This is a genomic window from Burkholderia sp. SJZ089 (assembly GCF_007828315.1).
GTDB lineage: Bacteria > Pseudomonadota > Gammaproteobacteria > Burkholderiales > Burkholderiaceae > Burkholderia > Burkholderia gladioli.
Genome location: NZ_VIUM01000006.1, coordinates 410,655 through 432,869, shown reverse-complemented (window position 1 = coordinate 432,869; position 22,215 = coordinate 410,655). Strand labels below are relative to the sequence as shown.

Sequence of the window (22,215 nt, the reverse complement as noted above, 5' to 3'; positions counted from 1 at the left end):
CTCAATTCGCCCGACAGCCGGCGACGCACCTGGTCGCGGTACTGCGCGACGCGTTCGTCGACGATCGTCTGGTCGTACTGGTCGTACTGATACATGCCTGGCTCCATAGGCGGTCGCCCAAAAGATGGGCGATCCCGCCTGGTTTCGGACTCAACCAAAGTGATGTGCCATACCGGCGCTCAGCTCGCCCCGCCCATGTAGGGTTTGAATCCGTAACGTTCGAAGATGGTCAGCGCCTGCGGCGACCGAATGAAATCGAGCCAGCGCCGGGCTGCTTGCCGATGCGGCGCATGCGCGGCCATGCCCGCCGCGTAGACGGCGGTGGTGTTGTCGGCCGCGGGTATGTCGACGTGGCTGATCGGATGGCCAACCTGCTCCTGGAACACCGCTTCGGACTGCCAGGTCACGCCGGCCCGCACCTTGCCCTGCATGATCCAAAGCGGCGTCTGACGATGATGGATATGCGTCAGCAACGTCGTGCCGTCGGTCACCTTGGCGTCGTACACCTCATGCACCAGGGCATCGCCACCGACCTTCGCGAGCGAGGCCTTCACCTGTCGCGCAATTCCCTCGAATGCCGGATTCGGCATGGCAAGCATCAGTTTGCTCCGGCCGAGGTCGGCGAGCCCGTCGATATGGTCGGGATTGCCCCTGGGCACCATGATCGTCAGCGTATTGGTGACGTAAGGTACGGCGGGCGCCACCAGGCTTCCTGCGTCGATTTGCTTTTGAACGGCTTTCAGGCCGGCCAGGTAGACGTCAGGTTTCACCGTCCAGGTCATATTGCCCACCGTCACGGTACCACCCGCCTCCATCTGCCGAACCAGCAGCCCCGGAGGCAGCGTCTCCCAGTACACATGCCCGCGATACTGCGGATAGGTGCGCTCGAATGCCTGTACCAAGGGTGCCATCGCGAAGAAATAATTGCCGCCTACGTAGAGCGACAACTGCGCAGCGAGCGGGTCGCCATGGAAGTCGGCGAGATTGTCCGCGTCCGGCTCGGTGAAGGAAAGGCCCCGGCGTGCCATGTCGATATCGTCGTTCGCCCCGTGTTGCCACGGCGGCGACACGCTGAACGACGCGGCGACGGGACTTGCCGGCTCGTCTTCGGCCGATGCATGTGCCGGTATCACCGCCAGCGTACCGAGAGCGCCTGCCAGACAGGCGGCCAGAATCTTGCCAATACGTATCATCATGCTTGGGTTCCGTGGGATCGAGTATCAGAGCGGCATGAGGGCATAACCCTCGGTTTCCAGGGTGGTGACGGTCGTCAGCCCGGACAGGGCGAGCGTCACGTCCGTGGCGATCCAGCCGTAGTCATAGTGATGTTCGGCCACCGCCTGTCCACAAACCGCGACCGTCACGCCGGCTCGCTTGAGCAATGCGATCAGCGGCAGATTTGGGTTCGCTGTGCCATAGGCGCTGCGGTAATGCGCGTCGTCGAGCATGCTCGGCGTGGCCGCTCCATAAGCGACGGCAACGAACTTCAGGTGCGAGGGCGGCACCCCCGCAGCTTCATAGAGGTTCACCGTGCGCGCCACATGGTCGAGTGCCGGATTCACTTGGTCGGGCGACTTGGTGCCCTGAGTAAGCGCAAACACGATGCGATACGACTGCTTCGGGTCTGGCTTGAACGCCGCATCGGGCAAATAATGAATCGGCCCGTAGCCCGAAATCGTGGGCGTCGTCCAAAAACCCGGCACCTGATCCGGTTGCTGCGCGAGCGCGGCCGAGGCGAGGCTGGCGGACAAAACCGCCACGGCGGCTACATGGATGATTTTCATATCGATTTTTTCAGGGAAAAGACGGGAATAACCACCCCCTCACGAGACAAAGGCGCGCTCGACCACAAAATGACCGGGCGAGGACTGGCTGCCCTCCTCGAGCCCACGGTCTTCCAGAAGCATCCGGGTGTCCTTGAGCATCTGTGCGCTACCGCACAACATGAGACGATCATCGCCGGATGAAAAAGGTGCGAAGCCCAGATCGCTGAAAATACGGCCCGATGCGATCAGCTCAGTGATGCGTCCGCGATGCTCAAATGCTTCGCGCGTGACGCTCGGGTAATAGACCAGCTTTTCGCGAACCAACTCGCCTAGGCATTCGTCATTCGGCAGTGCTTGCGTGATGGTGTCGCGATAGGCGAGTTCGCGAGCCTGACGGCAGGTATGCGTGAGCACGATCCGATCGAAGCGCTCGTACACGGAGGGATCGCGAATCACACTCAGGAATGGCGCGAGCCCGGTGCCGGTCGACAACATCCAAAGGTTTCTGCCGGGCAGCAGATTATCGACAATCAGAGTTCCGCTCGGGCGCTTGCCGATCAAGACCGGATCGCCCTCGCGCAGGTGCTGCAGCCGCGAGGTCAATGGGCCGTCTGGCACCTTGATGCTGAAGAACTCGAGATCGTCCTGGTAGTTCGCGCTAGCGATGCTGTAGGCGCGCATCAACGGCCTCCCTTCCACCTCGAGTCCGACCATCGTGAACTGGCCGTTTTCGAACCTGAATGACGGACTGCGCGTGCAGGTGAAGCTGAAGAGAGTCTCGGTCCAATGCCGGATGGAAAGGACCGTTTGCGTTTCATGTTGGCTCATGTCGATTGCAAGGAGGTACCGGGTGCCTTGCAGTGTACGGAGAGCCGAACGCTTGGAAAAATACCGGCTTGGCATCGCTGCCATGACTTGAACACATGGCCTGACGACCGGAACGAGTCGGATAAGAAAAAGGCATCGCTCGAATGCCAGCAAGATATTTTTCCTGATGCGCGAGGGCCGATACGCTGCGTGTATCCCTTCGTCCGCGGCCGCCACCCGGCATCGCGCGATCGGACCCATTCCATTCCCTTCATCTGACCAACACAGCGATGACTCCATCAACCTTCCCCAACTCGCGATACCAGCCGCAGGCACCGGACGCCAGCGCGAGCCGCACCGCCGTCCGGGCCAGTGCCCTGTCGATGATCGCGGTGCGCGTGATCCAGGGCTTCATCTATTGGGGCGGCGGTTCCCGACGCTTCATCTACGCACCAAGCAAGCTCAATCCCAACGCGACGCACTGGATGGCAAACAAGTTCCAGACGGCGCTGCCCGGCGCGCTGCTCGGCATGGACCACGTGATCAGCTACATGCTCCATCACTTCGTGGTCCTGTATGCCGGCGTGATCGTGTTCAGCGCGGCCGAACTGATCGTCGGGCTGATGTTGATGGCCGGGCTCTACACGCGCGCGGCAGCGCTGGCTTCGATGGGATTCTCGGTGATGCTGATGCTGATGTTCGGCTGGCAGGGCGCCACCTGCATCGATGAATGGACCATGGCCGCCTGCAATCTCGCCATGGGCGCGACGCTGTTCCTCGGCGGCGGCGGGGCATACACGCTGGACAACGTGTTGTTGCGCAAACGGCCGTCACGCGCGCAAAGCGCGCTGTTCCGCTGGGCCTCGGGTGCCCTGCCCTTGCCGCTCGGTGAACACGGCATGCGCAAGCTCGCGCTAGCCGTCCTGGCGGTGGTGGTGGTGTTCGACGTGAGTACCTACAGCTACTATCGTGGCTCCGTGGTGACGCCTTTTCACAGCGGCCCGGTCAGCCCGACCGCGCATCATGTCACACTGAGCCAGGTCTCGCTGACGCCGGGCGGATTGCGATTCCACGCCACGCTCGATGCCGGCACGCCGGAGGCGCCGGTGCATATCGTGCAAGCCGTGGTGCTCGACGCGAACGGCCAGCCGCTGCTTCGATGGGATGCGGATCAACTCTCGCACGTGCCCAAATCGGCCTTCACCAACGATTACGCCTACAACCAGTTCGGCCCCGGCCCGTTCGGACTGCGTGCCCCGATGGGCGCCGCGGCATTCGTCACACTGGCACTTCCAGACGGACATGCCGCCGATCTCGCGAAGGCAGCCAGGCTGCGCCTGATCGATGTCGACGGGCGCAAATTCGAGAGCGCGATCGGCTGACGCAATGCATCCGGCAACCATCGATACGGAAACGAGATAGGCACCGGCCAGGGGAGGTTCACCTGCCGCCGGTGCACATTCGGGTCCGCGCCTCGAGCACCGACGTGGAATAAACGCACCTCGCCCAACGTCAGGCAAGTCACCCTGATCGAAATCCGGACGAACGAGATGACTTCTTCCCAGAGGTGGCTGCGCGAATTCGGACAGTCGGCTAAGTGGAGCGCCCGTGGCCTGAGCCAGCGATAATGCTGGAAAGGGACCGAGGAAATGACGAAGAGAACCCGACGGACGCACTCAGCGGCGTTCAAAGCGAAATTGGCGCTGGCTGCGGTCAAGGGCGAGCGCACGCTGGCCGAACTGGCACAGCAATACGATGTGCATCCGAACCAGATTACGGAATGGAAGCGGCAGTTGCAGGAGCGTGCGGCCGACGTGTTTGGCACGGCGGGCGCGGCACCGAGCGAGCCGCCAGTGGACCTGAGGACGCTGCACGCGAAGATCGGCCAGTTGACGCTGGAGAACGATTTTTAGAAAGCGCGCTCACCAAGGCGGGATTGCTGAGCGCAAAGAAATGATCGACCGTAAGCATGCTTTGCCGATTGCGCAGCAGGCACGTCTGGTCGGCGTGGCGAGATCGAGCGTGTATTACCGGCCGCAGCCGGCGAGCGAAGCGGATCAACTGCTGATGCGACGGATCGACGAATTGCACATGGAGTTTCCGTTCGCCGGCGCGCGGATGCTGGCCCGCCTGCTGCGCCGAGAGAGTCATGAAGTCGGCCGCCGCCGCGTGCGCACGCTGATGAAACGCATGGGCGTCGAGGCGTTGTACTGCAAGCCGAACACGAGCCGCCGCAACACCAAGCACAAAATCTGGCCGTACCTGCTGCGCGGCATGAAGATCGACCGCGCCAATCAGGTGTTCGCGCTCGACACGACCTACATTCCGATGGCACGAGGCTTTGTGTACCTGACGGCGGTGGTGGACTGGGCAAGCCGTAAAGTGCTTGCTCACCGGGTAGCGATCACCCTGGAAGCCTCGCACGCCGTGGAGGCGCTGGAAGAAGCGTTCGCTCGCTACGGACTGCCGGACATCGTGAACACCGATCAGGGTAGCCAGTTCACGGCAAGCGCGTTCACCGAGGCCGTGCTGGGCCGAGACATCCGGCTGTCGATGGACGGCAAGGGCTGCTGGCGCGACAACGTGTTCGTCGAGCGGGTCTGGCGCAGCATCAAGTACGAAGAGGTCTACCTGAAAGCCTATGAGTCGGTCAGCCATGCCCGGCGCTCCATCGGCGAGTACATCGAGCTGTACAACCGGAAACGGCCTCATTCGAGCCTGGCGGATCGGACGCCGGATGAGGCATACTTCGCGACGCTGCCTGCCATCAAATCGGCAGCATGATCGCCTCGGACGTTCCACTTAAAAATCTCAGAAAACTGTCCGAACGAGTGAGGCCACCTCTGTTCGCGGGCAATCTCGATGAACGGACGTCCGATCAACATAGTTCGCACATCGGCGACGTTGCTGCAGGCCTGAATCGCTCCAGGTCCATGTTGGTCGCCAACACCTACACAGTGCCTACATGGAGTCCAAATGTTGTGAATCAGATTATCGAGGATCGGGCTAACCCGTTGATTTGACTGGCCCGCCCTACACGATTCGAACGTGTGACCTACGGCTTAGAAGGCCGTTGCTCTATCCGTCTGAGCTAAGGGCGGTCGTGAGACAGGCAGCGCCGATGCACTGCCCGAAGAGAGATGCGGACGATCCACGGCGAACCATCCGATCGGGCCGTTCCCACCAAAGCACGAAACCCGCTCCGCGAGAAAAACCCGAGCCGGCAATTATACCCGATCGCTCCCGGGCAGCCAGCGTAAAACGGGGCGGCAGGGCCCGGCCGTCGAAATCGGCCGCGCCGCGGCCGCCCCGCTGCACCTCAACTCAAACCGGCTGCGGATGGAACGCGAACCAGCCGATGCAGAACAATCCAGCCAGCACGCAATACACGCCGAACGCGGCCAGCCGCCCGCGCCCCTCGAAATAACGCATCAGGAAACGCACGCTCAGGTAGGCGGCGATCGCCGTCAGCACGCCACCCAACGCGGCATCGGCCAACTGATCCGGTGCATGGAACAGCTTCGGCAACTCGAGCACGCCGGCGGCCAGGATGATCGGCGTACCCAGCAGGAACGAAAACTCGGCCGCCTTCTCGGTGGTGAGCCCCGCCGCGTTGCCGGCGATCATGGTCAGCCCGCTGCGCGAGAAACCCGGGATCAGCGCGCCCACTTGCGCGAGGCCGACCAGGAAGGCCCGGCCGAAACCGAGTTTCTCGGGCGCGCGATGCACGCGCGAGCGCTGCAGGCGATCGCCCCACCACAGCAGGATGCCGTTGACGATCAGCGCGCCGGCCACGATCCGCAGGTCATGGAACACATGCTCGATCTTCTTCTCGAGCAGCAGCCCCACCAGCCCGGCCGGGATGGTGCCGATGATCAGCGCCCACATCATGTGCGCGTCGTCGTTGGGGCGCCCCGCGAAGGAAGCGAAGAAACCCCGCACCAGCGCGCACCAGCGTGCGCGGAAATACCAGAGCAGCGCGAGCGCGGTACCGAGGTGCAGCGCGACCAGGAACGGCAGCAACTGCGGCGCGTGCTTGTCGATATGCATGCCGATCAGGGCCGGCACGAGCAGCGTGTGGCCCAGACTGCTGACGGGGAAGAGTTCGGTCACGCCCTGCAGGACGCTCAGAAATACCAGAAACCAGAGGCTCACGCGTCAGTCCTTTTGTCGATGGATGGAGGGGAAAAGCCGGCAGGATCGCCGGCAGCGCCCCGATTATGCACAGCAGCATAAGGAGCGCCAAGCCGAATGGCGCCTCGATGCCGCGATCATCGACACTGGAACCGCGTTGTCAGCAAATTGAAATGATCATGAAAAACAAGCGGCCCGCGGTCCGAGGACGGCGAGCCGGCAGACAGCGACGGAACAGGCTCCGTCGCGCGACGAAATCAGCGACCGAGCTGGTAGAAGAACAGCACCGTGCTGCCCGTGAACATGCCGAACAATGCGATGCCCATTGCCATTGCCAGATCCATGCTGCCGACTCCCGATAGCCAAGTCCGGTGTAACGAAACGTAACCGGTTGACGTCATTATCCTGACGGTCCGTCAGATTGCTACCCGCAATTTCCCGACACGGGTTTCCCCCGAGCAAGTTTTGCCGATCACCTCGTCCGCCTGGTACCGAAGCCTGCCGATCGGCGCGCCCCGCAGCGCACAAGCGCGCATCGATCCGTTATGCTGTCCGCCCGATTTGCCTTGTCGATGCCGACCGAAGGAACCCCATGCCCATCTTCCAGCAGCAGGACATCATCGAACTCGTGGACGGCGCGGCGCGCCTGCGCATCGCCCCCCAGGCAGGCGGGCGCCTGCTGTCCTGGCACATCGGCGACGAGCCGATCATCTTCTGGCCCGAGCAGGCCGACTGGAGCGCGCCGGCCAAGGTGCGCGGCGGCAATCCGTTGCTGTTCCCGTTTCTCGGCCGCCATCGCGTGGGCGACACGATCGGCCGCTGGCGCGACGCGGCCGGCGTGGTACGCGAGCTGCCGATGCACGGTTTCGCCCGCGACCTGCCGTTCGCCGCGCGCGTGGATGCCGACGGCCGCGGCGTGGACATGACGCTGGAGAGCAGCGAAGCCACGCGCGAGGCCTACCCGTTCGCGTTCCGCTTCGACGCGCGCTACCAGTTCGTCGACGCGCACACGCTCGACGTCGAGCTGACCACGCGCAATCTCGGCGACACGCCGCTGCCCTATTACGCGGGTCATCATTTCTACTTCGCGCTGCCGCACGACGAACGCGCTCGGACCCGCATCGAACTGCCGCCGACGCGGCAATGCCACCAGCAGCCCGATGGCTCGATCAGCGCGCCGATCGCGGGCGAGCCGCACTACACGCTCGACGAGGCGCGCATCCTCGATCGCTTCCATTGCCTCGAGGGCGTGCCCTCGCGCCCGGTGCAGGTCGACATGGCCGGCCGCCGCCGGCGCATCGAGATCGACCTGAACCGCCCCGGCTCGATCCCCTGGTACGCCGTGACCACCTGGACCGAGAAGCCCGAGTCGGACTTCTACTGCGTCGAGCCCTGGCTCGGCCTGCCCGACGCGATCCACAACGGCCTGGGGCTGCGCATGCTGGCGCCCGGCGCGACCGAGACGGCCGCGCTGCGCATGCGCGTCTCGCCGTTCGGCTGAGACGATCCGCGACGATCCACACGGCATGGAGCGCGGCCCGGCGGGCAGCGCTCCAGCCTGAACCACGGCCTTCCAATCCGTCACTCATCTCCCCGCCACTGGCGCCATCGAGCTCCACGCGGCACCATGCCGCGCAAGCCCAGCCGCGCAATCTCGACCTCGAATCGGCGGCCCGCGCCGCGAACCCGGTAAAATCCGGGGTTTTCGTGTTTCGCCGTCGTGCCCGTCGCGACGGTGTCCTGTGAGGTTTCATGCTGGTCAAGACCACCCGAAGGTTCGTCGTCGCTTCCCTCGTCGCCGTGCTGGCCGCCTGCGGCTCCGCGCCGGTCGGCCCCGGTTTCTATCGCGTCGAGCGTGGCGACACGCTGTCGAAGATCGCGCGCGCGAACCGTCAGCCGATATCGAACCTGGTGCGCTGGAACTCGATCACGAACCCCGATGCGATCGAGGTCGGCCAGGTGCTGCGCGTGGCGCCCCCGGGTGGCGCGCCGATCCGCTCGGCCGGCGCCGGCTCGTCGAGCGCAGGCAGCTCGGCCCCGCCGCCGTCGAGCGGCGCGGCCAGCGCCGCGCCGCGCCCGAACGCCTCGATCTCGCTGATCTGGCCGGCGGCCGGCAACGTGGTCCGCTCGTTCGACGGCGGCAGCTCCAAGGGGATCGATATCGCGAATGCGGCCGGCACGCCGGTGGTGGCCGCGGCGGCCGGCACCGTGGTGTATGCCGGCAACGGGCTGCGCGGCTACGGCAACCTGCTGATCATCAAGCACGACGCGGACTTCCTGACCGCCTATGCCCACAATCGCACGCTGCTCGTGAAGGAAGGCCAGGCCGTCACGCAAGGCCAGAAGATCGCGGAAATGGGCGATACCGACAACGACCGCGTGGCGCTGCATTTCGAGCTGCGCTACGGCGGCCGCTCGATCGACCCGTCACGCTACCTGCCGGCGCGCTGAGGCGAGAATGCGGCCGACTCGCCGGCGCGTGCACGCGCGCCGGCCGCGACCCGAACGGCCGTAAGCGAAAAGGAGATTGCTCAGCGCTTGCGATAGCGACCGCTGACGCGGCCGGACAGCGGATCGACGCGCATCGCGAACAACACGACGGCGCCGATGCCCAGCAGGCTGAACCCCGTGGCAATCCAAAGCCAGACCATGTTTCACTTCAAATCGTTGAACTTGCGATAGTACGCGCGATTCGGCGCGGCCGCCGCGCAACCCATGATCGCGGCCCCGACTATCGCGTAGGCCCATGACGATACGGTGTAATCTCGTCGGAAACCATCACGCGCGATGTCGCGAGGAGCGCCGATGCTGCCCGATGCCGACGATTACCCCTCCCTGCTCGAGCGCTTCGCCTGGCGCATTCCCGCGCGCTACAACATCGGCGTCGACGTCTGCGATCGCTGGGCCGACGGCAGCGCCCGCCTGGCGCTGATCGACGAACGCGAGGACGGCTCCGTCACGCACTATACGTTCGACGACTTGAAGGCGGCCTCCAATCGCCTCGCCAACAGCTTCGCGCGCGCCGGCATCGGGCGCGGCGAGCGGATCGGCATCTTCATCCCGCAGAGCCCGCAAACCGCCATCGCCCACCTGGCCGCCTACAAGGCCGGCGCGATCGCGGTGCCGCTGTTCGCGCTGTTCGGCGCCGACGCGCTCGAATTCCGCCTGGCCGACAGCGGGGCCAGCGCGCTGGTCACCGACCGCGCCGGCGCCGCCAAGATCGCGCCGTTGCGCGCGGCGCTGCCGGCGCTGCACACGGTCTACTGCATCGACAGCGGCATCGACGACACGCCCGAAGGCACGCTGCCCTTCGAGGCGGCGCTGGCCGCCGAATCCGAGCACTACACGCCGGTCGACACGCTCGCCGAGGACGCGGCCGTGATCATCTACACCTCGGGCACCACCGGCAAGCCGAAGGGCGCGCTGCACGCGCAGCGCGTGCTGCTCGGCCACCTGCCCGGCGTGGAGATGTCGCAAAACGGCTTTCCACGCGGCGCGCGCGTGTTCTGGACGCCAGCCGACTGGGCCTGGATCGGCGGCCTGCTCGACGTGCTGCTGCCGGCCTGGCATCACGGCGTGACGGTGCTCGCGCGCCGCTTCGAGAAGTTCGACGGCGAGGCCGCCTTCGCGCTGATGGCGCGCCACGGCGTGACGCACGCCTTCCTGCCGCCGACCGCGCTGAAGCTGATGCGAAGCGCGCAGCGGCCACCGCAAGCGCAGGCGCTGCGGCTCGTCTCGGTCGCCAGCGGCGGCGAGTCGCTCGGCGCCGGCCTGCTCGACTGGGGCCGCGAGGTGTTCGGCGTGACCATCAACGAGTTCTACGGCCAGACCGAGTGCAACATGGTGCTGTCCTCGTGCAGCCGGCTGTTCGCGCCTCGCGCCGGCGCGATCGGCAAGGCCGCGCCGGGCCATCGCGTCGAGATCGTCGACGCGGCGGGGCAGCCGGTGCCGGCCGGCGTGGAAGGCAATATCGGCATCCGCGCGCCCGATCCGGTGATGTTCCTCGGCTACTGGCGCAACCCCGGCGCGACTCGCGACAAGTTCGCCGGCGACTACCTGCTCAGCGGCGACCGCGGCGTCGCCGACCCTGACGGCTTCATCCGCTTCGTCGGCCGCGACGACGACGTGATCACCAGCGCCGGCTACCGGATCGGTCCCGGGCCGATCGAGGACTGCCTGCTCAAGCATCCGGCGGTGCGCATGGCGGCCGTGGTCGGCGTGCCCGATGCGACGCGCACCGAGATCGTCAAGGCCTTCGTGGTGCTGCAGCCCGGCGCCGAGGCCGGCGCGACGCTGGTCGGCGAGTTGCAGCAGCATGTGCGCACCCGCCTGGCGGCGCACGAATACCCGCGCGCGATCGCCTTCGTCGACAGCCTGCCGATGACGGCGACCGGGAAAATCATCCGGCGCGCGCTGCGCGAGTCGTGAGCCGGACGGGCGAGACGGCGGATCGGCTAGAATCGCGGCTGATCCCGTGGCCCGCGATCCCCGCGATCCGGCACCGATGGCGTCCCGACGGCGGCGAAACGTTCCCAGGCTCCCGGGTTCGTATCTTCGAGCACCGCGAGGCGCGCCACCGCCACGGCCATTGCCCCCAGCCTCCATCACCATGAGTTCACCGAATCCTCCCGCGGCCGGCGCAGCGCCGAGCGCGCTCTATACCCAACTGCTCGGCGAGACCGCCAAGATCGACTGGTGCGACCTCGAGCGCTTCTTCGCGCAGGGCAAGCTGTTGTCGGTCGCGCGCGACCTCGACCTGGTCAGCGTGGCCGAGGCGATCGCCGCCGACCAGGCCGAGCAGGTCACGAGCTGGCTCGCCGCCGGCCACGTCGCGCGCATGCCGAGCGAGACCGCCCAGGACTACGCGAGCCGCAATCCCGAGCTGTGGGCGGTGGTGGTATCGCCCTGGGTCTGCGTGCAGGAACGCGCCTGAGCCGCGCGATGCCCGCCTCCCCTCCTTCCCCCTCGCCCACTGCTGCCTCGTACGCCGGCGCCGTGCCTGAGCGGCCGCCGATCAGCCATCGCGGCGTGCTCGGCCTGGCGGTGCCGATCGTGCTCGCCAACCTGACCCAGCCGATCCTCGGCGCGGTCGACACGGCCGTGGCCGGCCATCTCGACGGCCCGCAGGTGCTGGGCGGCGTCGCGCTGGGCAGCGTGTTCTTCGGCTTCGTCTACTGGGGTTTCGGCTTCCTGAGGATGGGCACCACCGGGCTGGTGGCGCAGGCCTTCGGCGCGGGCGACCTGGCCGGCGTGCGGCTCAACCTGCTGCGCGCGCTGGCGCTCGCGGCCGCGCTCGGCCTGGCCGTGCTCGCGCTGCAGGGTCCGCTGAGCTCGATCGGGCTCGGCCTGCTGGGCGGCAGCGAAGCGGTCCGGGCCAATGCGCGGGCCTATGTGGCGGCCCGCATCTGGGCCGCGCCGTTCGCGCTCGCCAACTACGCGATCCTCGGCTACCTGCTCGGCCTGCAGCGCGTGCGGCTGGGCCTGCTGCTGCAGGCCCTCATCAACCTGGTGAACATCGCCGCGGTGATGCTCTATGTCTATCGACTCGACGGCGGTGTCGCCGGGATCGGCGCGGCCACCGCCACCGCCGACCTGGCCGGCTTCGTGTTCGGCGCCGCGCTGCTGGCCTGGCGCCGCACGCGCGGGCTGGGCCTGCCCAGCCGCGCCGAGTTCTTCGAGCGCGCGGCCCTGAAGCGGCTGGTGGCACTCAACCGCGATATCTTCGTGCGCACGCTGTGCCTGCTGTCGGCCTTCGGCTGGTTTGCCCATCTCGGCGCGCGGCTGGGCGACGCGACGCTGGCCGCGAACGCGCTGCTGCTCAATTTCCAAACCTTCATGGCCTATGCGCTGGACGGCTTCGCGCACGCGGCCGAGGCGCTGGTGGGCGCGGCGGCCGGCGCTCGCGACCGCGCCAGCTTCCGGGCAGCGGTGCGCGTGACGCTGCAATGGGCGGTCGGCTGCGCGCTGGCCTTCTCGCTGGCCTATGCGCTGGGCGGCGGCTGGATCGTCGCGCAACTGACCGACCAGCCGGCCGTGCGCGAGATCGCCGGCCACTTCCTGCCCTGGGCGGCCGTGATGCCGTTGATCTCGGTGTGGGGCTTCCTGCTGGACGGCGTGTTCATCGGCGCCACCGAAACGCGCACGCTGATGGTGGCGATGGCGATCTCGTTCGCGGTGTTCGTCTCCGCCACCTTCGCGCTGGCCGGCCCGCTCGGCAACCACGGCCTGTGGCTGGCGCTGTCGATTTTCATGATCGCGCGCGGCGTGACGCTTTCACTGCGGATGCCGGCGCTGGCGCGTCGTATCGGCAGCTAGACGCGCTGGAGCCGAAGCCTGGAGCTTCGGCTCACCGGTCGACGCGTCGGCACTTTGGCCAGGTCGGCCGGCTTACTGCGATGCCGGTGCGGCCGGCGCTTCCAGCATCGAGGGCGGCGTCATGTCGGTCGGCACGCCGTGATAGTCGGCCGGATCCTGCGGCGGCGGCTTGTGATGATTCGCGCCGGAAGGATTGGGATCGCCCACGCAGCCGGCGAGCATCGCCGCGACCAGCGCGGCCAGAATGAAACGGGACATCCGTCACCTCGAAAAAGTCGGAACGGCACGATGCAGCCGCATCGCGCGATCGACGGAGTCTAGCGGAAAGCAGCGGCAGGCGTCGGACCCCGCCCGCCCGCGCCGACGGATTGACTATCATGAAGACATGGCGCTGAGCATTGCCAGGAGGGCTGCCATGAACATCGAATCGATCGCCGGCTTCGTCGGCCTGGTTATCGGCCTGATCATCCTGATCGGGCTGTCCATCTTCGAATCGCGCGAATACCGCCGCGAGCATCATGGCGAGGGCCGGATCCATCACTGGCTCGCCGCGCATCACCTGCTCGACTGGCGGCACCGCCACTGATCTCAATCGCGCCCGCCGCCCGGCAATCGGCGCACCACAAAAAAACGGCACGACGAGACGATCGTCGTGCCGTTGCTTGCGGCTTGCCGCCGCTCGCGCGGACCGGCTGGCGAACGCTCAGGCCAGGAAGTGGCGGGCGTAGCGCGCGTTGATGTCCGACAGGCGGAACAGCGTCAGGAAATCGGCGCAGTTGAAGTCGGGATCCCAGGCCGGCGCGCCGCAGATCTTCGCGCCCAGGCGCAGATAACCCTTGATCAGCGGCGGCGGCGCGACCTTGGTGCCGGTCTGCAGTTCGTCCACCGGCAGCGGCGTGTGCGCAAAGGCGTGGTACTCGGGCGCCGTCAGCGAACCGCCGAGCGACTGATAGAGGTTGGCCGCGTAGTGGCCGCCGTCGGCCATCGACACGCTCGCGCAGCCGAGCATGGTTTCGTAGCCGTTCTGCATCATGTAGGTGCCCAGGCCGCCCCAGAGCGCCATGATCACGGCGCCGCTGCGGTAGTCGCGATGCACGCAGGAGCGGCCCACCTCGACCATCTTCGAGCGCAGATGCGCCAGGCGCGACAGGTCGAATTCGCCTTCGGCGTAGAGGCGACCGATGCGAGCCGCCTGGTGCGGCGGCAGCACGCGATAGGTGCCCACCACCTTCAGCGTGTCCAGATCGCGCACCAGCAGGTGGTCGCAGTAGGCATCGAAGGGATCCACGTCGAGACCGGCCGGGCCGCTGACCGCGGCGCCCATCTCGTCGGCGAATACGCTGTAGCGCAGGCGCTGCGCCTCGCGCAGTTCGTCCTCGGTACGCGCCCAGACCGCGCGCAGGCGGAATTCGGAGGTGACCGTTTCGGCCGCGCGCGGCAAACGGCGACGCGACTGGTCAAGCGGGAGCGAAGCAAATGGGAGCGTAGGCGTCGGCAGATCTCGCATCAGGCTTTCCTGGTCGTAAGGAATGGAACGACATGGTCGCCAATGTAGTAACCGGCCGTGACGCTTGCGTGGCGAATCGGTGTCAGTTTGGTGACATGTCGTCCAAATGACTTTAGCAGAAAGTCGGAAGAAAGATACTTTGGCTCTCTCAGACCAGCTCGGGCGATAGTGCGGCACGCAGGCTGGCCTGGCCGCCCTCGCGTGAACGGCTCTGCAGCCAGATCAGGCCGCCCTTTTTCAGCGACCAGCTGTCGTCGCTGCCGGCCAGCAGGCGCGCGGCGACCGCGCCGAGCGTCGGCTGGTGGCCGACCACCACCACCGTGGGCGCGATGCCCTCGGGCCAGCCGGCGGCGGCCAGCACCTCGGCCACGCCGCCGCCCGGCGCCAGCTCGCGCACGGTACGGTACTGGTCGGTCAGCGCCTCGACCGTCTGCACGGTGCGCACGGCCGGGCTGGCCAGGATCACCGCGCTGCTCTCGAGCCGCAGCTTGAGCCATTTCGCGACCGCCTGCGCGTCGCGGCGCCCGCGCGCGGTGAGCTGGCGTGCCAGGTCGCTGGCGGCGTAGTCCTCGGCTTCGGCATGACGCCACAGAATCAGGTGCATCGCGATGCCTCCTCGCGGGGTTGCCAAAGGCCCATGCTAGCGCGGCTTCGATGACATCTGTACAAGGGATTGACCCGAGTGCGCCGATGATGCAAAATCTCTGGCTCGTCGGAGCGTAGCGCAGCCTGGTAGCGCATCTGATTTGGGATCAGAGGGTCGTAGGTTCGAATCCTATCGCTCCGACCAAAGGAATCAAGGGGTTACATGCCGAAAGCGTGTAACCCCTTTTTCTTTTCCGACTTCGTGCAGCCGCTGTGTAGGCATTTCCGTTCAACTCAAATGCCACCCGCCACAACATCATCCCGCTGTAGCGTCGCGCGCGGTTTGACACCGTTCGGCGCCGAATTTGGCACCGCGCCGACTGAGCGCTTCGCGGGCTATTTGGCCCGCCCGGCTGCCGCCTCAATCTCCTCCGTATCCCAATGACCCCGTCGCATCGCCTCGGCCAGCATCCCAAGCGTCAGTGGCACCCGCTCGGGGCCGCGTGCACGCTTTGAGAACAGCCCGACGAAGAATCCAGCGACGTCAAGGCTCTCCGGCCCAAAATATCGGTTGTAGGGGAACTCCTTGACCGAGATATCAAACCGCTCCACCCACTTATCGATAAATTCGACAGCATCCAGGCCAGTCATGCGCAGGTCCGCGTCGAGCGTCGTTTCGGGCCGAAGCGTCAGCTTCCCGCCTAAAAGCGGTCGCCCCAGCTCCTCGCGGGCGAAGTCTTCGAGTTGCTGCCAGTTGGGATCCACCATGTCAAAGCACCCGATCTTCCGGTTTCACAATGTGGTTATAGGTGGATACGGAACGCTCCATGATCAAAAACACGTCCCGAGCCAATAGGACAGTCCCGACGACCGGTACCGCTCGGCCGACGAATGCGCCGGCACTCCTCGTCATTGCAATGCGGACTCCAAGGGCTCCGCCCTTTGTCAACGTTGGCAAACGCCGCGCGAGCCGGAATGGGAGCAGTTTCCGCGCAGCGAGGGATGCGACTGACGTTCCTTCTACCGCGCCACCGACTTTCCCCGAGACGGGGACGTCGTTCTGGCCGAGCAAGATAGCCGCAGCCGACGCGAGATCGTCCAGCCCGAGTTGTTTGCGGGTTTCGTTCAACGCGATCCAGACGAATACTTCCGGGGGTGAAAGATTCTGTCGATGGTCGTATGTGTATCGGTTTTCGCTCATTGACCTTCTCTGAAACAGCGGGACGTTGCTCTCTCAACGTGTGCCAAAACTCCCGCGAAGCCGATACTTTAACGCATCACCCAGAACAAACCGCCGCTGCAACCCGCATCCCAATTCGTGATCTTCTGCAGTGACCTATCCTTTGCCGGCACGCGCCCACAAAGCGAATCGGCGAAAGCCTGGTCCTCCATGTCGACGAACGTCACCTCGACGAGCTCGTCGCGCAATACGGCCACAACGGACTCACGCCGGCTCGTGGCGAGTCCAACCGTGCGCGTTTTGAACTCGTCGCATGCCACGCCGGCAAGATAGGCGACCGAGTACGGTCGCAGCATATCGGCGGTGACCTTGGAAGCAGGCCCCAACCGGCCGCTACCACGCACTCTCCTCGATCCGGTTTCATCCGAATCAATACTCGCCTTTCAAAATAGATGCGGATCGACTTCCGACATCCATCAGTTTGAAAGAAAAAATCTTTCCAAATCCCCTCTGAAGCCCGCCGTTCCAAGCGTGAATATTATGTTTTTCATCGTGAATTGATACGTTATATCATCTCGATCCCGAACATTAAGAACTCGCTGCCGGTGCGCGCCGTGCCGCACGCCAGTGCCCGCCATCCATGACCACACCGACTCCGATCTCGCGTGCCGTGCTGCTCGCTTTCCTTGCATTCGCCTCTCTCGATGCCAACGCGCAGAACCCGACCGGCGCTGTCGACAATGGCACGCTCGCGGACGCGACAAACACGGCGCCGGCCACCGAGCAGAAACTCTCCGTCGTCAGCGTGACGGCGAAGCGGCTCGACGATGCACGCAATGGCCTGCTACCGGAAACCGGCAGCAGCGTCTATCGCATCACGAGCGAGGACATCGATGCGATGCCGCAAGGCGCGGACACCCCGCTCAACCGCGTGCTGTTGCAGGCACCGGGTGTGGCCAACGATTCGTACGGACAACTGCACGTTCGCGGCGATCATGCGGACCTGCAGTACCGTATCAATGGCATCCTGATCCCTGAGCCGATCAGTGGCTTCGGCCAGGCGCTCGACACACGCATCATCGACCACGTGAACCTGCTGACGGGCGCGCTGCCGGCTGAATACGGCTACCGCACCGCCGGCATCGTCGACATCCATACGAAATCGGGTGACGAGCTCGGCAATGGCGGATCGATCGACGTGTCCGGCGGAAGCCACCAAACGCTGAAGACCAGCGCCGACGTGTACGGCACGAAGGGCGCTCTGAGCTATTACTTCACGGGCTCGCTGGGCGTGAACAATCTCGGCATCGAATCGCCCACCTCGTCATCCAGCCCGCTTCACGACCACACGCGCCAGGGCGATGCGTTCGGTTACTTGTCCTACGTGCTCACCCCACAAACGCGCTTGAGTCTGATGTTCGGCACCACCTCGAATCAGTTCGAGATTCCGAACACGCCTGGACTGACGCCCAATTTCTCGCTGGCAGGCAACTCGGGCTTCAATTCGGCCAACCTGAACGAAACGCAGTCCGAACTGAACAACTTCGCCGTGGTGGCCCTGCAAGGCACCAACGGCGCGGCGCTCGACTACCAGGTCGCATTCTTCACGCGCTACACACGCACCCAGTTCAACCCCGACCCGATCGGCGACTTGCTCTACAACGGGGTGGCCTCCCAGGATTTTCACAGCGACGTGGCCAACGGCATTCAGGCCGACACCACCTACCGCCTGAGCGATCACCATACGCTGCGCGCGGGCCTGTTCCTGCAGCAGGAGCACGCGCAATTCCGCGACAATGTCTCGGTGTTCCCCGCCGACGACGACGGCAATCAAACCTCCGACGTACCCTTCTCCGTTGCCAACGCGAGCAGCAAGACCGGCTACCTGTATAGCGCGTACCTGCAGGACGAGTGGAAGATCAATTCGCGCCTGACGATCAACTATGGCGTGCGATACGACGGCATGGACCAGTACGTCACCGCCAACCAGTTGAGCCCGCGCATCGGCCTGGTGTTCAAGGTCGCCGATGGCACCACGCTGCACGCCGGGTATTCTCGCTACTTCACGCCGCCCTCGTTCGAACTCGTGTCGAGCTCGACGATCGGCCGCTACGCAGGCACCACCAATGCCAGCGCCGTCACACAAAACGACCCGGTGCAGCCGGAGCGCGACGATTATTTCGATCTTGGCGTGATCCAGCAGGTGGGTTCGGACCTCACGCTCGGTATCGACGGCTACTACAAGAAGGCCCACAACCTGCTGGACGAAGGACAGTTCGGCAGCGCGCTGATCTACACGCCGTTCAACTACGAGTACGGCCGCGTGTACGGACTCGAGCTCACGGCAAACTACAGGCATCGCAACCTGTCCGCCTATCTGAACGTGGCCTTGAGCCGCGCAATGGGCAAGAACGTCACGTCGGCGCAGTTCAATTTCGATCCCGACGAACTGGCTTACATCTCGAACCATTGGGTCAACCTCGATCACGACCAGCGTGTGACGATCTCGTTCGGCAGCGCCTATACATGGCACCAGACGACCTTTTCGTTCGACGGCATTGTCGGCAGCGGCCTGCGCGAGGGCTTCGCGAACACCGGCAAGCTGCCGTGGTACGAGCAAGTGGATCTGTCGGTGTTGCAGCGCATGAACCTGCCGTGGATCGGCAAGGTGGATGGGCGTGTCGTGCTGGTCAATGCGTTCGGCGATTCGTATGCGTTGCGCGACGGGTCGGGCATCGGGGTCTTCGCGCCGCAGTACGGCCCGTACCGAGCCGTCTACGCAGGCTTCACCAAGTACTTCTGACGCGGCAAGCCGGCCGTTTCGATGCGGCGGCACTCCTTGCGATGGTCCCGGGACGCAAGCTTCCCGGATCCGATCCCATGCGAGCGGCGCTCGGCGTGATCGAGCGGGCTCGCTGACTCCAGCGCAGCCACTCGGCTGACCTGTCCTCAGGGGAGCGGTGCTGCTCCCGCCACGTCACGGGCCGTTGCGGCCCGCCTCCCCCCGCGGATCAGTTCGACCCTGTCGACGCTCGGCATGGCCAGGTCCGATTCGTTCGACCGACCGATTTAAGCGCTATGCTGTCACGCCGCCAGGAGCGCCGCCCCGCCCCGGCGCTTGATCCATGTACCCCCAGGACCCTCCATGCCGGACACTGCTCCCCGCCCCGCTCGCCTCACCCCGCTGCTGGCCCTGCTCCCCTTCCTGCGCCCCTACGCGGGACGCTGGGCGCTGGCCTTCCTGGCCCTGGTGACCTCGGCCGGCGCGACGCTGGGGCTGCCGGTGGCGTTCCGCTACCTGATCGACCGCGGCTTCGCGAGCGGCGAGCGCGTGCATATCGACCGCTACTTCATCGCGCTGTTCGTGGTCTCGCTGATCCTCGCCGCCGCCACGGCCCTGCGCTTCTACTGGGTCTCCTGGCTCGGCGAGCGCGTCACGGCCGACCTGCGCCGCGCCGTGTACGACCACGTGATGCGCATGAGTCCGCAGTTCTTCGAGACCACCCAGACCGGCGAGGTGCTGTCGCGCCTCACCACCGACACCACCCTGATCCAGGCGGTCGTGGGCAGCAGCCTCTCGCTCGGCCTGCGCAACCTGCTGCTGGCGCTCGGCGGGGTGGCGATGCTGGTCACCACCAGCCCGGTGCTGTCGGCCTACATCATCGCCACCCTGGTCGTGGTGGTGGTGCCGATCGTCACCTTCGGGCGGCGCGTGCGCAAGCTCTCGCGCGCCAGCCAGGACAAGGTGGCCAATGCCAGCGCGCTGGCCGGCGAGGTGCTCAACGCGATGCCGACGGTGCAGTCCTACACGCAGGAGGTCCACGAGGCGCAACGCTTCGGCGCGGCGGTGGAGAGCGCCTTCGATACCGCGCTCACGCGGATCCGGGCACGCGCCTCGCTGACCGCCGTGGTGATCGTGTTCGTGTTCGTCGCCATCGTGTTCGTGCTGTGGCTCGGCGCGCAGGCGGTGCTGGCCGGGCGCATGACGGCCGGCCAGCTCTCGCAGTTCATCCTCTATGCCGTGTTCACGGCCGGCGCGGTGGGCGCCATCGCCGAGGTATGGGGCGACCTGCAGCGCGCCGCCGGCGCCACCGAGCGGCTGCTGCAGTTGCTGGCGGCGCGCTCGCCGGTCGAGCAGGCCGCCGAGACGACGGCGCTGCCCGCGCGCGGCGCCGGCATCCGCTTCGACGCGATCGGCTTCTCCTATCCCTCGCGGCCGGGCATGGCCACGCTGGCCGACTTCACGCTCGAGGTGCGTCCCGGCGAGCATGTCGCGCTGGTCGGGCCGTCGGGCGCGGGCAAGACCACCCTGTTCCAGTTGCTGCTGCGCTTCTACGATCCGCAGTCGGGCCGCATCCTGATCAACGGCGTGCCGACCAGCCAGGTGCCGCTGGTCGACTTGCGCCGGGCGATCGGCATCGTGCTGCAGGAATCGGTGATCTTCTCCGGCAGCGTGCTCGACAACATCCGCTACGGCCGGCCCGACGCGAGCCTGGCCGAGGTGCAGCGCGCCGCCGGCATGGCTGCCGCCGCCGGCTTCATCGAGCAGTTGCCGGAAGGCTATGACACCTTCCTCGGCGAGCGCGGCGTGCGCCTGTCCGGCGGGCAGCGCCAGCGCATCGCGATCGCGCGCGCGATCCTCAAGGATCCGCCGATCCTGCTGCTGGACGAAGCCACCAGCGCGCTCGACGCGGCCAGCGAGCGCCTGGTCCAGACCGCGCTGGACAACGCCGCGCAGAACCGCACCACCCTGGTGATCGCGCATCGGCTCGCCACGGTCCAGCAGGCCGACCGGATCGTGGTGCTCGACCACGGCCGCATCGTCGCCCAGGGCCGGCATGCCGAGCTGCTCCAGCACTCGCCGCTCTACGCGCAACTGGCGGCGCTGCAGTTCGGCGCGACGCCGCTGGACGGGAACCGCGAGCCACCGCCAGCCGAAACGGCGCCCGCATGAATCCACGGCGCCAACTCGCCCGGCGATTCAGGGCGTCTGGATCCCCCGCGCATTGACGCGGATCCGGTACAGCGAACTCGAGGCCGCGATGAACATCTCGTCGCGGTTCACGCCGCCGAAGGTCAGGTTGGCGACCTTCTCCGGCACCGGGATCAAGGCCAGCTTCGTGCCATCCGGATGAAACACCTGGATGCCGATCGCGCTGCTGGTGAACACCCAGCCCCGGCTGTCCAGGCGGAAGCCGTCGGCGAGCCCCTCGCCCTCGGCGATGGTGGCGAAGATGCGCGGCCTGACCAGCGAGCGCCCGTTCACCACCTCGAACACGCGGATGTTGTGGAAGCCCTTGTCCTCATAGGGAACCATCGAGGTGTCCGACACGTAGAGCAGCGACTCGTCCGGCGAAAAGGCCAGCCCGTTCGGGCAGATCAGCAGGTCGGTCATCACGTCGAGGGTGCCGTCGCGCGGATCGAAGCGGAACACGTAGCGGCCCGGCAGCTCCTGCTCGGCCTGATGGCCCTCGTAATCGGACAGGATGCCGTAGGGCGGATCGCTGAACCAGATGGTGCCGTCGCGCTTGACCACCACGTCGTTGGGCGAATTGAGGCGGCGGCCGTGATAGTTGTCCACCACGATCTCGTCCTGCGTCTCGCTCAGGTCTCGCCCGAAGCGCGTGCGCACCAGCGCGCGCTGGCCATGCGAGCAATGCAGCAGGCTGCCGTCGGCCTCGCGGAAGTGGCCGTTGGTGTATTCGACCTGGTCGCGCCACACGCTCGCGCCCGCCTCGGGATGCCAGCGCATCATGCGGTTGTTGGGGATGTCGCTCCACAGCACCGAGCCGTCCTCGTGCATCCACACCGCGCCCTCGGACCAGATGCAGCCGCTGGCCAGTTGCTCCAGCGTCGCGCCCGGCGCGAGCAGGTCGCGCGCACGTTCGTCGTAGATCTCAATGACTTCCTGTTTCATCGGC

At 65.9% G+C, this 22,215-nt stretch carries 21 protein-coding genes and 2 tRNA genes; 11 read left to right on the top strand and 12 right to left on the bottom strand.

Annotation, left to right across the window (positions count from 1 at the left end):
• Positions 1 to 179: 179 nt before the first annotated feature.
• From FB600_RS14430 to FB600_RS14420, 3 genes are read right to left on the bottom strand one after another with little or no spacing between them, the layout of a single operon-like run.
• Positions 180 to 1,193 carry a substrate-binding domain-containing protein gene (locus FB600_RS14430; RefSeq protein WP_096750629.1) on the bottom strand — a complete coding sequence of 338 codons (1,014 nt, stop codon included), beginning with the start codon at positions 1,191 to 1,193 and terminating at the stop codon, positions 180 to 182.
• Positions 1,194 to 1,220: 27 nt separating this feature from the next.
• A complete protein-coding gene (locus tag FB600_RS14425; RefSeq protein ID WP_145756858.1) occupies positions 1,221 to 1,784 on the bottom strand; it encodes a DsrE family protein in 564 nt (187 codons plus the stop codon).
• A gap of 39 nt (positions 1,785 to 1,823) precedes the next feature.
• Complete coding sequence (locus FB600_RS14420) at positions 1,824 to 2,594, bottom strand: ferredoxin--NADP reductase (protein ID WP_096749293.1); 771 nt, start codon at positions 2,592 to 2,594, stop codon at positions 1,824 to 1,826.
• A gap of 269 nt (positions 2,595 to 2,863) precedes the next feature.
• Here FB600_RS14420 and FB600_RS14415 point away from each other — a divergent pair, with 269 nt between their 5' ends.
• Both FB600_RS14415 and FB600_RS14410 read left to right on the top strand, forming a co-directional pair.
• A complete protein-coding gene (locus tag FB600_RS14415; protein ID WP_096749294.1) occupies positions 2,864 to 3,955 on the top strand; it encodes a TQO small subunit DoxD in 1,092 nt (363 codons plus the stop codon).
• 267 nt (positions 3,956 to 4,222) lie between these two features.
• Positions 4,223 to 5,357 (top strand): IS3 family transposase gene (locus FB600_RS14410; RefSeq protein ID WP_145756859.1). Its coding sequence is split into 2 segments (ribosomal slippage): positions 4,223 to 4,482 and positions 4,481 to 5,357, totalling 1,137 coding nucleotides; the frame shifts between segments, so codons are not numbered across the junction.
• 240 nt (positions 5,358 to 5,597) lie between these two features.
• On the opposite strand, the gene FB600_RS14405 is transcribed toward FB600_RS14410, so the two are convergent.
• A tRNA-Arg gene (locus FB600_RS14405) sits at positions 5,598 to 5,674 on the bottom strand.
• A gap of 223 nt (positions 5,675 to 5,897) precedes the next feature.
• Complete coding sequence (locus FB600_RS14400) at positions 5,898 to 6,728, bottom strand: undecaprenyl-diphosphate phosphatase (RefSeq protein ID WP_013697431.1); 831 nt, start codon at positions 6,726 to 6,728, stop codon at positions 5,898 to 5,900.
• A gap of 571 nt (positions 6,729 to 7,299) precedes the next feature.
• Between FB600_RS14400 and FB600_RS14395 the strand changes: the two genes are divergently transcribed.
• The 5 genes from FB600_RS14395 (at position 7,300) to FB600_RS14375 (ending at position 13,022) form a co-directional block, all read left to right on the top strand.
• On the top strand, positions 7,300 to 8,208 hold the full coding sequence (locus FB600_RS14395; RefSeq protein WP_098181118.1) for an aldose epimerase: 909 nt from the start codon (positions 7,300 to 7,302) through the stop codon (positions 8,206 to 8,208).
• 251 nt (positions 8,209 to 8,459) lie between these two features.
• Positions 8,460 to 9,158: a peptidoglycan DD-metalloendopeptidase family protein gene (locus FB600_RS14390; RefSeq protein ID WP_013697429.1), complete on the top strand. Its 699-nt coding sequence runs from the start codon at positions 8,460 to 8,462 to the stop codon at positions 9,156 to 9,158.
• A gap of 354 nt (positions 9,159 to 9,512) precedes the next feature.
• Positions 9,513 to 11,135, top strand: coding sequence for an acyl-CoA synthetase (locus FB600_RS14385; RefSeq protein ID WP_098154237.1), 1,623 nt, complete (start codon positions 9,513 to 9,515; stop codon positions 11,133 to 11,135).
• A gap of 181 nt (positions 11,136 to 11,316) precedes the next feature.
• The gene (locus FB600_RS14380) at positions 11,317 to 11,640 is read left to right on the top strand and encodes a DUF2288 domain-containing protein (protein ID WP_098181119.1); all 324 of its coding nucleotides are present in this window, start codon (positions 11,317 to 11,319) and stop codon (positions 11,638 to 11,640) included.
• Between the two features lie 8 nt (positions 11,641 to 11,648).
• The gene (locus tag FB600_RS14375) at positions 11,649 to 13,022 is read left to right on the top strand and encodes an MATE family efflux transporter (RefSeq protein ID WP_098154238.1); all 1,374 of its coding nucleotides are present in this window, start codon (positions 11,649 to 11,651) and stop codon (positions 13,020 to 13,022) included.
• Positions 13,023 to 13,094: 72 nt separating this feature from the next.
• Here FB600_RS14375 and FB600_RS14370 read toward each other — a convergent pair whose 3' ends face one another.
• Positions 13,095 to 13,280, bottom strand: a complete 186-nt coding sequence (locus FB600_RS14370; RefSeq protein WP_036032011.1) for a hypothetical protein — start codon at positions 13,278 to 13,280, stop codon at positions 13,095 to 13,097.
• A gap of 157 nt (positions 13,281 to 13,437) precedes the next feature.
• On the opposite strand from FB600_RS14370, the gene FB600_RS37195 reads away from it, so the two are divergent.
• Positions 13,438 to 13,608 carry a hypothetical protein gene (locus tag FB600_RS37195; RefSeq protein ID WP_186110041.1) on the top strand — a complete coding sequence of 57 codons (171 nt, stop codon included), beginning with the start codon at positions 13,438 to 13,440 and terminating at the stop codon, positions 13,606 to 13,608.
• 117 nt (positions 13,609 to 13,725) lie between these two features.
• Here the strand turns inward: FB600_RS37195 and FB600_RS14365 are convergent, their stop codons facing one another.
• Positions 13,726 to 14,529, bottom strand: a complete 804-nt coding sequence (locus FB600_RS14365) for a GNAT family N-acetyltransferase (RefSeq protein WP_145756860.1) — start codon at positions 14,527 to 14,529, stop codon at positions 13,726 to 13,728.
• A 148-nt stretch (positions 14,530 to 14,677) separates the two neighbouring features.
• On the bottom strand, positions 14,678 to 15,133 hold the full coding sequence (sixA, locus tag FB600_RS14360; RefSeq protein ID WP_046578681.1) for a phosphohistidine phosphatase SixA: 456 nt from the start codon (positions 15,131 to 15,133) through the stop codon (positions 14,678 to 14,680).
• A 109-nt stretch (positions 15,134 to 15,242) separates the two neighbouring features.
• Between sixA and FB600_RS14355 the strand changes: the two genes are divergently transcribed.
• Positions 15,243 to 15,319: transfer RNA gene (locus tag FB600_RS14355), tRNA-Pro, on the top strand.
• A gap of 191 nt (positions 15,320 to 15,510) precedes the next feature.
• On the opposite strand, the gene FB600_RS14350 is transcribed toward FB600_RS14355, so the two are convergent.
• The 3 genes from FB600_RS14350 to FB600_RS14340 all read right to left on the bottom strand — a co-directional run bounded on the left by FB600_RS14350 (position 15,511) and on the right by FB600_RS14340 (position 16,650).
• The gene (locus FB600_RS14350; protein WP_046578682.1) at positions 15,511 to 15,882 is read right to left on the bottom strand and encodes a DUF1493 family protein; all 372 of its coding nucleotides are present in this window, start codon (positions 15,880 to 15,882) and stop codon (positions 15,511 to 15,513) included.
• Between the two features lies 1 nt (position 15,883).
• Positions 15,884 to 16,315, bottom strand: a complete 432-nt coding sequence (locus tag FB600_RS14345) for an STM2901 family protein (protein WP_096749301.1) — start codon at positions 16,313 to 16,315, stop codon at positions 15,884 to 15,886.
• Between the two features lie 68 nt (positions 16,316 to 16,383).
• Positions 16,384 to 16,650, bottom strand: a complete 267-nt coding sequence (locus FB600_RS14340; protein ID WP_145756861.1) for a hypothetical protein — start codon at positions 16,648 to 16,650, stop codon at positions 16,384 to 16,386.
• A gap of 284 nt (positions 16,651 to 16,934) precedes the next feature.
• On the opposite strand from FB600_RS14340, the gene FB600_RS14335 reads away from it, so the two are divergent.
• Together FB600_RS14335 and FB600_RS14330 are read left to right on the top strand one after the other, a co-directional pair.
• Positions 16,935 to 19,097 (top strand): TonB-dependent receptor plug domain-containing protein, encoded by a 2,163-nt coding sequence (locus FB600_RS14335; RefSeq protein ID WP_145756862.1) that lies wholly within the window; start codon positions 16,935 to 16,937, stop codon positions 19,095 to 19,097.
• A gap of 342 nt (positions 19,098 to 19,439) precedes the next feature.
• The gene (locus tag FB600_RS14330; RefSeq protein WP_145756863.1) at positions 19,440 to 21,248 is read left to right on the top strand and encodes an ABC transporter transmembrane domain-containing protein; all 1,809 of its coding nucleotides are present in this window, start codon (positions 19,440 to 19,442) and stop codon (positions 21,246 to 21,248) included.
• A 27-nt stretch (positions 21,249 to 21,275) separates the two neighbouring features.
• Here FB600_RS14330 and FB600_RS14325 read toward each other — a convergent pair whose 3' ends face one another.
• Complete coding sequence (locus tag FB600_RS14325; protein WP_096749304.1) at positions 21,276 to 22,211, bottom strand: SMP-30/gluconolactonase/LRE family protein; 936 nt, start codon at positions 22,209 to 22,211, stop codon at positions 21,276 to 21,278.
• Between the last annotated feature and the right edge of the window lie 4 nt (positions 22,212 to 22,215).